Consider the following 12,114-nt stretch of genomic DNA (forward strand, 5'->3'; position numbering starts at 1 on the left):
CATTTTTTTAGAAATAAAATGTTCTATGACACTGTCTATTCTGACCTTTGGAACTCGTTTCATCCTTCGTTTTCAATTACTGAATACTTGTTACTGTCACAACTTCCACCTTATCATGCCAAGAGCTTGCCGTTCGTTCGACTACTTGATTTAATTGTTGAATGTGCTCTTTTCCGTACGTACGTAACCATTGACTTCCTGCTTTTTCTCCATGTTCAACAAAAGGTGCTACCCCATCCTTCCAGGTGGCACGTCCGCATAATACGCCGTTAAACGTAGAACCTGCTTCTTTAGCAAATTCCAAGGTCTCTTGAAACAGTTGGGCTGTAACGCCAGCACTTAGAAATATAAACGGCAGATGGGTCGCTTCACTTTGCTGTTTAAAATAATCTAGCGCCTGTGCTCTGGAATATACCACCTGTTGTGTACCAAAGCCTTCCACATAGTTCATATTTACAGGCACCTCTACTTTTAAAACATCCACTTTATATTCAGGTTTAGAAAATTCTTTCATCATCTTGATTACTTTTTCTGGTTTGATTTTGGCATATTCGCTAGACATTGGGTCTGTCAGCTGCGTATCATATGAAACTAATTCTAAATAAAATGGGATATCCTCACCAAAACATTCGCTTCCTAGGCGTTCAACAAACACATGCTTTAAATGGTTAATTTCTGGTGCTTCATCTACATCGTAATAAAGTAAAAACTTAACTGCATCTGCCCCTTTTTCTTTTAACCCTACAGCAGACCAATCCGCTAAGAGATCTGGTAATCGACCTGGTGTTGTAGCATCATAGCCTGTTTTCTCATAAGCCAATAATAAACCAGCCTCTCCATCTCTCACTTCGGCTGCTGGAATACCGTATTCTGGATCTAATAAAATAGCAGAAGCAAATGGTGTCAGCTCTTTTGAAACCATCCTTTTAAATGAAATGATGTGTTGTTCAGTTGGTTCCGTGCCTAATGCTTTGATCATTTTCCTTAAAGCGCCACGTTGATCGATTGCCAAAGCTTCAATGAAGCCATCTTTCGTTGATAAGCGATCCATGGCAGCTTTTTTAGCAGCTGTAATTTTTAACATTTGTTTCTCCTCTTTTGTTTATTTTTGATCCTGATAGTCGTAAATTTTCATGCCTTTTACAACACGATTGACCGTTCCAGTTTCAGACGGTGTATCTGGTGTGTTATGAACATTGAGTGAGCTATGGATCGCTATCGTTTGAGCAAATAAGATATACGGTAGTACTAGGTAGGCTTCTGGTAAATCATCCCCTCCAGAATACGTGAAACGAGTGCCACTAAAATTCTCTTTCCCTTCAACATCCAACGTAACAACTGCTTTTGCAATATGATCAGCGTTGATTTCTTCTGCGATATCCAAATCATATTTTCGTGTATACGGATCATTCGCAACAAATACAACGACCAGTGTTTTATCATTTATAAACGATTTGGGCCCGTGTCTAAATCCTACTGACGAATCAAAAATAGTGGCCATTTTTCCAGCAGTTAATTCGAGAACTTTTAACTGCGCCTCTCTAGTGAGACCCGCTAAACTCCCCGAACCAAGATACACAATTCGTTCTAGCGATCCAGTAAGAAAAGTTTGTATTTCTGCCTCTCTTGCAATCGCCTCTTCCCCCATTTGAACCGCTTTTTGGACAACTATGGTTTTTTCTGCCAAACTACTTGTATCAAAAATCAACAGTGCACTTAACAACATACAAGTAAAACTACCCGTCATAGCAAAGCCTAAATCATTCGATTTTTCAGGCATCAGCAGTAATAAATTGCTTGTATCGTCCACCGCTTCTTGCGCCAATTGTCCATCTTTTGCACAGGTAATCGTGACTTGGTACAAGTTATCTACTAGCTGTTTAGCTAATTTTACCGTTGCGACTGATTCTGGTGAATTGCCACTTCGAGCAAAGGACACTAAAAGTGTAGGAACTTCTTTTTGTAAATAATCATATGGGTTGGAAACGATACTCGTCGTTGCAATACTTTCAAAAATAAAGTTTGCTTGATTCCCTTTATGATTTAGATAGGGCATGATTGAATCACCCACATATGCCGATGTGCCTGCTCCTGTAAAGATCACGCGAATTTTTTTACCTTTTTCTGCTTCTACGATCGATGCAATAAACTGAGTTATTGCTTGTTGCTGGTTTTTATAGTTATCAAAGGCTTCTTGCCATAAACTAGGCTGTTGTTTTATTTCCTGCGTTGTAATCCGAGCACCTATTTTTTCGAGTACTTCTGGTGTTTCTTTAAATAATTCCATTATAGTTCAAACTCCTATCTATTCATCTTCTTCATCAAAGACGTCATTGGCCAATCGCTCATTGACTTTGACTGTATTTTCTTTGGCTTCGGTCACGAAATCACTTTGACTTTCTATTAAATTGGCGTTGACAAAACTAATAACCATCGGCAAATTCATACCTGCATACAATTCAAAGGATTCACCATTCAATATTTTTTTTGATAGTATATTACATGGTGTCCCACCCAATAAGTCTGAAAAGACAATAAAATGGTCCAACGAATGTGTAATCGTTTCAAATTTGTCTAAAAATTCTTTTTCGCCTTCTTCAGCTAATAAAGGAACTGTGTAAATATTGTCTTGCGGTCCCATAATCATCTCCGCACTATTTTTTAATTCCGTACAAAAATGCCCATGACTAACTAATACTAAATTTTCCAAACCTAGCGCCTCCCAACTATTTTGAAATAATACCTAAAGCAGATAACGCAACTGAAATAATCAATACGATAAAGATTGCTCTAGTTGACGTGATATTTTTTTTGCCCAGTAACCAGTACACGCCACCAACGATTGCAGCCGGCAATAAACGCGGCATGATCATATCTACGTTATTTTGTACATTGATCGTTAAATCTCCAATTGAAGGAGCCCAAGCAAAATGGACATTGATCATCGTCGCAACAAGCGCTCCAACCATGAATACACCCATCAATGTGGCTGCATTTGTCATTGCGGTCAATCTACTTTGCATGGTCGTTACTAACGAAATTCCCTCTTTATAAGCAAACTCTAGTTGTTTCCATCTAAATATCATGATTGCAATCTGAGCTGCCATCCAAATAAACGCTCCTATAGGATTACCATTGACTGCCATATTAGCCGCTAATGCACCGAAAATCGTTGGTACTAATGCCCCAAAAATCGAGTCCCCGATTGCCGCAAATGGTCCCATCAAGCCTACTTTGATACCAGCAACGGAATCCTTTGCCGAAATCCCTTCTTTTTCTTCAATTGCCAAATCGATTCCTGTAATGATCGTATTTAAAAAGTTACTTGTATTAAAAAATTGTGCATGTGTCCGCATCATTTCTTTTAATTCAGGTGTATCATCACCATACATTTTTCTTAATTGAGGTAAAATCGTATATAGATAACCAGATCCTTGCATTCTTTCATAGTTCCAACCTAATTGGAATGTAAATAAACTTCTTTTATTGATTTGATTAAAGTCCTTTTTGGTTAATTTATACTCAGATTTCGTCATCTTCGATCTCTCCTTCATTTGTATCTTGTGAATGATCTTTTACAACAACAGGGAGTGCAACTGACCGTTTATATTCGTTTAACGCTAAGGCAAAACCAATTAAGGCAATCGCAAGCATTGGTAAATTAGTAAACATTGGTGCAAAATCTTTTGCCACACCCGCAACTGCCCCACCTAATAATTGAATATTACCAAAAACAGTGGTCAATAAAGCCGTAAGCACAAAGCCTAAAATCAAATACGTTAAATGTTTTTTTACTGGTAAATATCTTAATAAAATTGCAAAACCGACAGCAGGCAAAACAGCTCCTGCAACTGATAATCCATCACCCAACCATTTCAAATCTGTATTCAAATACCCTACGACATTATCGACAAATCCACCACCAAAACTAAGAGCGAAAAAGACTGGCAATGCTCTTGAGAGCGCCCAAGGTAAGGCACCAAGTAAGAAGTTGCGCTCAATCCCTTTATAATTCATTGCTTCAATATTGCTATCGATTCTATGAGCAAAAAATGTATTCGTAAAACGACCAAGAATATCCATTTGAATCATCAAACTAGCAACTGGTACCGCAATCGCTGCAATGGCTTGCTCTGGATTCATTCCTAACCCCACCGAAAAAGCTGTAGCTAATACTGTTCCTGAATTTGCATCGATTCTGGAAGCGCCACCAAATGTCCCTACACCTAAAATCGTCAATTGCATACTACCACCAATAATCAGACCAGCTGTTACATCGCCCATAATGAACCCTGTCACCAAACCAGCAAAAACTGGTTGGCTAAATGCTGAATAAATCTGTAATTCATCCAAGATTTGATACCCTGCATAAAGCGTTAATAATAGAATCTGCCACCATTGAATTGCCATTGTTATTCCTCCTAATTTAAACGTTAGATGATGTTAAAGTATCGCGGATTTTTTATTTTAATAGCCCCATAAAGTCTTCAGCCTTATCACTTGGTACCATTTGGGATACTAATTTTACATTTGCACTATCTAATTGTTTAAAAACCTCAATGTCTTCTTCTAGTACATTGATCGATTTCGTAATTGCTTTTGAGTGTTCGCTTTGAGACATATTCCCAACATTTATTTCTTTGATTGGAACACCTAATGCCACTAGTTTCAATAACCGATCTGGTTTTCTCGCAATGATCAATACTCTTTGTGAATCATATTTTCCAGCTAAAATATTTGCTGCCGCTTTTTCTACAGGTAAAACACTTAATTTTACACCAGCTGGCGTTGCCAATTTTAATCCACTTTTTTCAATTGCATTTTCTGCGACTTCATCATCCACAACCATAATACGACTGATATCCAATTTAGTTGTCCAAAGGTTAGCTACCTGTCCATGAATCAATCTCCCGTCAATTCTTACTGCAATAATACTCATTTTCTTCACTATCCTTTCTACATTTTTTTATATTTTGGTTGTTTCTCAAATGCTAGTTCTGATGACCATTCTCCTTCTGTTTCAAACACGATAATTTCATTGATTCCAGTGTTTAAGATGGAGGCTGGTACATACAACGATTGTGTCGGTCCACAATTCCAGAATCTACCTAAGTTGAATCCATTGACAATCACCACTCCTTTCCCAAATTTTTGTAAATCGATAAATGTATCTCCAGTTTTTTCAACAACTAATTCATAGCGATAAAATGCAGGTGTTCCCTCAATCCATGCTTGCTTATAGTCAATGTGATCCAATTTGGAAAAATCGATACTGTATTGATCCCATTCACAAATAAAATGTAAATCCGACATGACGCCGCTACGAATCCCTTTTCGTTGTGTATCTGCTAACAATTTATGACCGTAATTCACCCGCCCCATATTCTCAACGAGAATATCCAACTGATTTTGCTCTTTACTTGGTTTACAAAAGATCTTTTCTCCAATTTCTTCTCGATATTGTGTCGCTATTTTCGTTTGATTCAAGAAAACATGAACACGATCACTTGCATCAATCACTCTGATAAATTCTTCATCTGGATGGCTTGGAATTTTCGTGCTGTAAAGTAAGTAGCCATAATGTTGATTTAGTTTCTCCATATTTTCAGGATATTTGCTTGGGGTGTGCTGTGACACTGATTCTACAATAGAAAACAAGCTGACTTTTTCTTTTAAATCGGCAACTTTTGGCTCCAAAACAGACTTTCTTAACGGTTCCGATTGTTCTATATCAGGAAATAAGTCATGAACCTTTCTTTGAACAGAGAAAAACTTCTCTGTGGGATTTCCTTGTTCATCCAATAAAGCATCGTAATCATAGGATGTTATCTGAGGTAAATCTTTGTCCCCTCTTGCTGAACACCCATTCATGAAACCAAAATTTGTCCCACCATGGAACATATATAAGTTGATACTTCCAATTTCTAAAACTTCACCAACAGCTTCTGCCAATTCTTCTGGATCTCGTTTCACAATTTCCTCGTTCCAACGATTGAACCACCCATCCCAAAACTCCATACACATTAATGGCCAATTCTTTCCATGCTGCTGATGAAAATTTTTCAGTTGCTTAAAATTCTGCTTTGCTTTTGAGCCAAAATTACCTGTACTTAAAATGTCTTTTTCTAAAAGTGCTCCCGCTCTTTGCGCCTCTTCCCAGGCACCATCAGAAGTGAACAGCGGTACTTTGACTTGGTTTTTTATCATCAAATCATGCAAAGCCAATAAATAGTCTTTGTCCTCACCATACGATCCATATTCGTTTTCAAGCTGCATCATGATGACAGGTCCGCCTTGATCTATTTGCAATGGGCCAATTTCTTTAAATAGTACCTCATAATAATTAGCAACTTTTTCAATAAATAGTGGATCACTAGAACGAATCCTCATATCACGATCATTCAATAACCAGGCGGGCATTCCACCAAATTCCCATTCTGCACAAATATATGGTGAGGGACGTAAAATAACGAATAAGCCTAATTTTTGTGCTAAACGTACAAATTCTTGAATATCTAGTTGTGCTGTAAAATCAAATTTCCCTTCTTCTTGTTCGTGTAAATTCCAAGGGATATATGTTTCGACGGTATTAAATCCTAACGCTTTCAAATTATAAAGCGAGTGATACCACTCTTGCGGTCTGATTCTAAAATAATGAATGGCACCTGACATTATTTTAAAAGGGTGACCATCTAATAGAAAATCTTCTTTTACTTCAAACGTATGCATTTCTACCTCTCCTTTAAAACGCTTTCAGTTAATATATTAACATATTAACTTCTTTCCGTATGTTTTGTCAATCAATATCTTTTTTATTCTGTATCAGGAAAAATCATGGCTATTTTTCTTGATTTAACTTATTATATTAAGTAAGAGAAAAATGGAGGTGTACGATGAAAATTCCAAAATATCAACAAATTAAAAATGATTTATTAAATAAAATAAAATCTGGTGAATTTGAACACGGTGATCGTTTTTATAGCGAAAATGAGCTGATCAAATTATATAATGCAAGCTCCATCACTGTGATTCGAGCCATTCAAGAATTGGCATCAGAAGGCTACTTGGTACGTTATCAAGGAAAAGGAACATATGTGTCTCGTTCAAGAAAACGAAAACTCGTTGAATTTACGGATATAGAGATTTTTGCTGGTAAAACCGAAACCGTTGAGGTTATTAGCATTGTAGAAGAATCTGATCCAAGAATAGTAAAAGAACTAAATTTACAACCTGATCAAACATACCGAAAAATCACCCGAATTCGTAAAGTTGATGCTATTGCATTTATTTTGCATTTCACTTTTATGCCTAACCAATTCATCAATCATGACGTCACAGAATTGAGCTACTATGATTCTATTTACGAGCGTTTTAAAACAGAATTTGGTATTCACATGTATGATGAACATGCAACTGAAACAAATGAAATTCTATTCCCGACTCCAAAAAAGGTAGCAAAACTTTTATCTAGCACCGAATCAGAACCTGTTGTATTCCAGATGAAAAAGACAACGTTACAAGATGGAACAGTGGCAGAATATGTCGAAAGTTATAAAAAATGGGACTACTATAAAATAGAATTTTCAACCTATAAAATGTGATGACTGGCACATGTTAGAACCATCCTGACCTCTAGGTTTTTGGTTTCTTTTATGTGTCACTTCCCAACAAAGAGATGAAACCGCTTAATGTTTCCCTATCAATTCAATTTAAGGAGCTGTTCTAAATGATTCATTTGATTTGCCCAAATCCTGCAATCGATCGAACACTTTTACTCGAAAATTTTTCTTCCCCTGTCCCAAATCGACCGTATGATCTACGTGAATTCGCAGGAGGAAAAAGTTTTAATGTAGCCTATGCCTTAGATTTTGAAGAGACTACACCAGATTACTGTATCCACACTATTTTAGGTGGAAGAAATGGTGACTATTTACAAGAGTTAGCCGCAAAAAAAGCCATCAAACTACACATCACACAGGTAGCGGTAAACACACGCGTTTGCACAATTTTGGTGGATACAAAAAATAATGGGATTTATCCTATCTACGAAAGTGGTTTCGTTCTTGATCGTTCATTATTAACTACTTTTACAGAACAACTAGTGCATGCTATTCAACCAAATGATACTGTTGTTTTTTCGGGTTCTCTCATGAAGGGGATGCCTGATGACTATATTGCGCAGATCCAAACGCAATTACAAGGGAAGAATACCCACTTTTTCGTTGATACTAGTGGAACTGCTTTGGTGGAAGCCTATAAAGGACATCCTGATGTAATCAAAATCAACGATGAGGAATTAAGCGATTTAGTCCCGGATCAAACGTTTGATGGATTAGAAGATTATATGTGTTTTTTAAAGTCAGAATTCGCTGCTCCGATCCCTTATTTTATCATCACTCTTGGTGCTAAAGGGGTTATTGCTAAGTTAAACCAACAGATTTATCATCTTTACATCCCGCCTGTTCAAGCAAAAAATCCAATTGCTTGTGGTGATTTCTTTTTAGGTGGATTAGTCAAATACCTGACATTAGGACAACTAAAAGATATCGATGTATTGAAGAAAGCTATCAGCTATTCAACAGCTAATGTCCTAAACTGGTTCCCTGAAATGAAACAAGCAGATATCGATAGTCTCCAACAACGAATTATCGTCACCCCTTTATAGTAAGTGAATCAATTCCTCTTGACCTGATACGCGTTTCATACTTTATAGTAAAAAAAAGACAGGAGGAATCACTTTATGATGAACGGTATGCTTGAATTAACGGATTGTTTAGGACTTGATTATTACTTTGTTTCTTTATCAACGGAAAGCGGAGTCCTTATCATCCGAAGTTTGAATAACTATTGCAAACCAATCGATAAAGCAGTAGAATTGGCTGAAATAACAGGATTAACGTTTGGAGAAGAAGGGGAGCTTGAGTTTATCTGTTTTGATTACGAGGAAGATCATTATCATTTTATTGACTACGGTAATCACTTGATGCCTTTTTTAAGTAATGTTTTGCGTCCTATCAGCGTTAGTCACTAGTTTTGGAAGGAGCCCATTTATGGCAAATATTCGTGATATTGCCAAGTTATCTGGTTACTCAGTTGCAACGGTTTCTCGTGTTTTAAATAATCATCCTTATGTCTCTGAAGAAAAACGCGCTAAAATACTAGAGATCATGCATGAACTTGACTATATACCAAATGCGAAAGCACGTGATTTAAGCAGTGGAAAATCAAAGCATATTGCCGTCATGATTCCATATGCCAATCATCCTTATTCTGAAAAAATCGTCAGTGGCATTTTAAATGCTGCCTTTCACGACGGATATAAAGTGACATTACTACCGACTAATTATGATCCTAAAGTAGAAAAAAGATATTTGGATGGGCTCGCTGCGAAGGCTTGGGATGGCATGATCATCACATCAAAGAAAGTTTCTTTTGAATTGATTACTCGTTACTTAAAGTATGCACCGATTGTATGCTGTGAAGACACTGGTGAGTTTCCAATCTCTTGTGTGTCGATCAAACGTGAAGAATCCTATATCGATCTATTCACTAGTTTGAAAGAACAAGGCTATTCAAAAATTGGTTTGACCGTTGGGCGAGCTGAAACGGTTAGTGCTAGTACTGCTTTGGTTATCGATTCTTATCAAAGAATACTTGGTGGATTGTCAGATAAAATGCTTGTTAGAAATTGTCGGTCTTTTGAAGATGGAATCGCTGCTGGTCTTCATTTTTCAACCATAAAAGAACTTGATACAATTGTAACGAATGGTGATGACGTGGCAGCTGGCATCTTACAATCCCTTAACCAAGATCAGGTAAAAATCATTGGAGAAGAAAATTTATTGTCTAGCCGACTGCTTGGTTTTTCAACTATAGACCATCATTTAGATCAGTGCGGGGAAGCCGCCTTTCACTTACTTTTAGAAGAACAAGAAAAAACGATGGTTATTCCTTATACCTTTATTCAAAGGTCATAGAAATGCAAGTAAATAAAAATAGCCCTCCTTATTATCTAGGTGGGCTTGTACATAAAGCAGTGATAGTTAACTTGAGGCTTGTTGATTATTTAAATTTGCTTAGAGCTTTAATTATATCTGCGCTTGGACTTTCATTTTCTAAGCATTTTCCAATTAAAAAATTTTTGATACTTTTTAATCATTTCTTTATCATTTGCTTCTAAAGTTGTATTTTTTTCATTTTCTGAGTCCATCTTAAATTTAATATTGTTGCAATAACTCAATAAAATTTTTAGGGAGGTAGACGCGAAATAGTAAAATCTCGTATAATGGTTCATTCTCTCTTTTTAGTTGTTCAAATAAATATCGTAACTCATTGATAAAGTTTTTCTTAATTGTTGATCGATTTGAAAGAAGTATGCACACAGCTGAAAATAGAGCAAAAATTCTATATGATCGATCATACACATATCGTTATTTATAATATTTGATTTAGCATATTGTTTAATTAGATTCGGTCGTAATCTTTTTTCTATAGGCATTTCGTGCATAATTAGTCTAGAGCCATGTGCAACTATATTTCGATATAGATGTATTGTCTTTAATGATTGCTGAAAAATTTCTTTATTTAGGGTTTCATCCCTATCTGAATACAAGAAGGTATTAGCTACATTTGTTTTTATTGGCGGTCTAACCAGCCTATACCACTCGTAAATTACACCTAGACTTAGCGTTGGCATAACGATCCATGGTGGAACATTCTTATGATTTTCTGTGTAGTGCCTAATGGAGGTGATATTAGTATCCTTAATTTTTTGATTTATCTCAAAAAAGGTCTTTTCAATTGAAAAGGATCCAGAAAAATTGCCAGTAGAAATTCTATAACCATTGGAATATTTAGTCTTATCCAGATATTGATTTTGCATTGACCCAAGATCATGGGATATATAATAACTTAAAGATGTTTTAAATGTTGTCTCGATCGTCATAATGTATTTATATAAAATGGAAGCAAGAGATTTATCAAAATCATAGATGGCTAGCATATCCTCGAAAAATTGCCCTCCGTAATACGAGTTATTAATCAGAACATATTTAGCATTTTCCTCATTTCGAAATCGCATATTTCTAGACTTTAAAAGTTGAATTTGATCGTCGAGTGTTTTGAACGGTTTGTCTTCCATATCTTACTCCTAAATTATAAAGAAAAATCTCACTTTATAAGTGAGATATAAAGGCGCAAAGCACCCGGATTCTTTGATTAAATTAATCATATCGTAATTTATTACTATAGTCAAAAGTTTTTAATTGAAATGAAAGAATTATGAAAGCAATTAGGGAGAATGTTCACGAGATGTTTAGACTCATATTTAGCACCTACTTTAATCCTAACTGGTCAGGATTTTTGTGCTATAAAACCCTATCACAACTATGGATAGGATCCGCAATGATACTGTTCGTTTTGTTATTAGGATCGTTTCCATACACTATAGTGATATCGTAAGACTTTGTAGCTTTATAAATATCGGGATAGAGCTCTTTTGTTTTTGCCAAATTTTCAGGTGATCTATGGAATTTGTCACTTGGCAAGGCAGGGTTCTTAGCATGAATTTTAGGCCAATTTACAATACGAATAGGATAAATCCCCTCACTTTTACTGTCTAAATTATCATATTTTAAAATTACTTTTCTGGAGTTATCTGTAATTACATATTTTAGTGGAACTTGCCTGCATAAATCAGTGATAAAATCGTTTAAACTAAATTCTCCACGTCGTCCACCAACATTGAAATAATTGATAAACTCCCAATATTTTTCATCACTGTTAATAGTGAATCGGAATCCTTTCTCAAGTGGTAAATCTAAGATAGTACCTTTTATCTTTTTAATGAATACTAATTTCCAAGAATCGGTTGATCTCGTATCAAATATAACGGACGATTCAATATTATTATAGTTGTGTTCGAAGCTCCCTATAGTGATTTCTAACCGTCTCATCTCAAACAATAATTTTTTTAGTTTGGGAATTTGTTTAGAAAAATGAAAGCTCATACTCGCTCCACCTCTAGTTCTTTTTATTTATCTTATTATAAACTATATCCAACTAACCTTGCAATCCTATCCTCAATATCTGCACATAAACCAATATCTTACACAA

Annotated in this window: 13 protein-coding genes; 4 read left to right on the forward strand and 9 right to left on the reverse strand. The window is 35.9% G+C overall.

All coding sequences use genetic code 11. The features are described from left to right. Positions 1–76 precede the first annotated feature (76 nt). From lacD to I586_RS11830, 7 genes are read right to left on the reverse strand one after another with little or no spacing between them, the layout of a single operon-like run. The gene (lacD, locus tag I586_RS11800; RefSeq protein ID WP_010766365.1) at positions 77–1,084 is read right to left on the reverse strand and encodes a tagatose-bisphosphate aldolase; all 1,008 of its coding nucleotides are present in this window, start codon (positions 1,082–1,084) and stop codon (positions 77–79) included. An 18-nt stretch (positions 1,085–1,102) separates the two neighbouring features. After that, a complete protein-coding gene (locus I586_RS11805) occupies positions 1,103–2,287 on the reverse strand; it encodes an SIS domain-containing protein (RefSeq protein WP_010766366.1) in 1,185 nt (394 codons plus the stop codon). 18 nt (positions 2,288–2,305) lie between these two features. Continuing rightward, a complete protein-coding gene (locus tag I586_RS11810) occupies positions 2,306–2,710 on the reverse strand; it encodes a PTS sugar transporter subunit IIA (RefSeq protein WP_010766367.1) in 405 nt (134 codons plus the stop codon). A gap of 16 nt (positions 2,711–2,726) precedes the next feature. Next, positions 2,727–3,536, reverse strand: coding sequence for a PTS system mannose/fructose/sorbose family transporter subunit IID (locus I586_RS11815; RefSeq protein WP_010766368.1), 810 nt, complete (start codon positions 3,534–3,536; stop codon positions 2,727–2,729). Then, positions 3,523–4,410: a PTS mannose/fructose/sorbose/N-acetylgalactosamine transporter subunit IIC gene (locus I586_RS11820; RefSeq protein WP_010766369.1), complete on the reverse strand. Its 888-nt coding sequence runs from the start codon at positions 4,408–4,410 to the stop codon at positions 3,523–3,525. The genes I586_RS11815 and I586_RS11820 overlap by 14 nt, the downstream gene beginning before the upstream one ends. Before the next feature lie 52 nt (positions 4,411–4,462). Beyond that, positions 4,463–4,939, reverse strand: coding sequence for a PTS sugar transporter subunit IIB (locus I586_RS11825; protein WP_010766370.1), 477 nt, complete (start codon positions 4,937–4,939; stop codon positions 4,463–4,465). 17 nt (positions 4,940–4,956) lie between these two features. Next, positions 4,957–6,729 (reverse strand): glycoside hydrolase family 35 protein, encoded by a 1,773-nt coding sequence (locus I586_RS11830; protein ID WP_010766371.1) that lies wholly within the window; start codon positions 6,727–6,729, stop codon positions 4,957–4,959. Positions 6,730–6,893: 164 nt separating this feature from the next. Between I586_RS11830 and I586_RS11835 the strand changes: the two genes are divergently transcribed. From I586_RS11835 to I586_RS11850, 4 genes are all read left to right on the forward strand, one after another. Beyond that, entirely contained in the window at positions 6,894–7,601 is a 708-nt protein-coding gene (locus I586_RS11835) for a GntR family transcriptional regulator (protein WP_010766372.1), read from the forward strand. 125 nt (positions 7,602–7,726) lie between these two features. Beyond that, a complete protein-coding gene (locus tag I586_RS11840; protein WP_010766373.1) occupies positions 7,727–8,665 on the forward strand; it encodes a 1-phosphofructokinase family hexose kinase in 939 nt (312 codons plus the stop codon). A 75-nt stretch (positions 8,666–8,740) separates the two neighbouring features. Beyond that, the gene (locus I586_RS11845) at positions 8,741–9,031 is read left to right on the forward strand and encodes a hypothetical protein (protein ID WP_010766374.1); all 291 of its coding nucleotides are present in this window, start codon (positions 8,741–8,743) and stop codon (positions 9,029–9,031) included. Positions 9,032–9,050: 19 nt separating this feature from the next. Next, the gene (locus I586_RS11850) at positions 9,051–9,977 is read left to right on the forward strand and encodes a LacI family DNA-binding transcriptional regulator (RefSeq protein ID WP_010766375.1); all 927 of its coding nucleotides are present in this window, start codon (positions 9,051–9,053) and stop codon (positions 9,975–9,977) included. 326 nt (positions 9,978–10,303) lie between these two features. Here the strand turns inward: I586_RS11850 and I586_RS11855 are convergent, their stop codons facing one another. After that, positions 10,304–11,140 carry an Abi family protein gene (locus I586_RS11855; RefSeq protein WP_010766376.1) on the reverse strand — a complete coding sequence of 279 codons (837 nt, stop codon included), beginning with the start codon at positions 11,138–11,140 and terminating at the stop codon, positions 10,304–10,306. Positions 11,141–11,366: 226 nt separating this feature from the next. Then, positions 11,367–12,008, reverse strand: coding sequence for a DUF6037 family protein (locus tag I586_RS11860; protein ID WP_010766377.1), 642 nt, complete (start codon positions 12,006–12,008; stop codon positions 11,367–11,369). Between the last annotated feature and the right edge of the window lie 106 nt (positions 12,009–12,114).

The sequence above is a fragment of the Enterococcus moraviensis ATCC BAA-383 genome (assembly GCF_000407445.1).
Lineage (GTDB): Bacteria > Bacillota > Bacilli > Lactobacillales > Enterococcaceae > Enterococcus_L > Enterococcus_L moraviensis.

Bases quoted from the DNA above. Each gene is read 5' to 3' on its own strand.
- lacD (WP_010766365.1), bottom strand. From the start codon at position 1,084: ATGTTAAAAATTACAGCTGCTAAAAAAGCTGCCATGGATCGCTTATCA.
- I586_RS11805 (WP_010766366.1), bottom strand. From the start codon at position 2,287: ATGGAATTATTTAAAGAAACACCAGAAGTACTCGAAAAAATAGGTGCT.
- I586_RS11815 (WP_010766368.1), bottom strand. From the start codon at position 3,536: ATGACGAAATCTGAGTATAAATTAACCAAAAAGGACTTTAATCAAATC.
- I586_RS11820 (WP_010766369.1), bottom strand. From the start codon at position 4,410: ATGGCAATTCAATGGTGGCAGATTCTATTATTAACGCTTTATGCAGGG.
- I586_RS11825 (WP_010766370.1), bottom strand. From the start codon at position 4,939: ATGAGTATTATTGCAGTAAGAATTGACGGGAGATTGATTCATGGACAG.
- I586_RS11830 (WP_010766371.1), bottom strand. From the start codon at position 6,729: ATGCATACGTTTGAAGTAAAAGAAGATTTTCTATTAGATGGTCACCCT.
- I586_RS11835 (WP_010766372.1), top strand. From the start codon at position 6,894: ATGAAAATTCCAAAATATCAACAAATTAAAAATGATTTATTAAATAAA.
- I586_RS11840 (WP_010766373.1), top strand. From the start codon at position 7,727: ATGATTCATTTGATTTGCCCAAATCCTGCAATCGATCGAACACTTTTA.
- I586_RS11845 (WP_010766374.1), top strand. From the start codon at position 8,741: ATGATGAACGGTATGCTTGAATTAACGGATTGTTTAGGACTTGATTAT.
- I586_RS11850 (WP_010766375.1), top strand. From the start codon at position 9,051: ATGGCAAATATTCGTGATATTGCCAAGTTATCTGGTTACTCAGTTGCA.
- I586_RS11855 (WP_010766376.1), bottom strand. From the start codon at position 11,140: ATGGAAGACAAACCGTTCAAAACACTCGACGATCAAATTCAACTTTTA.
- I586_RS11860 (WP_010766377.1), bottom strand. From the start codon at position 12,008: ATGAGCTTTCATTTTTCTAAACAAATTCCCAAACTAAAAAAATTATTG.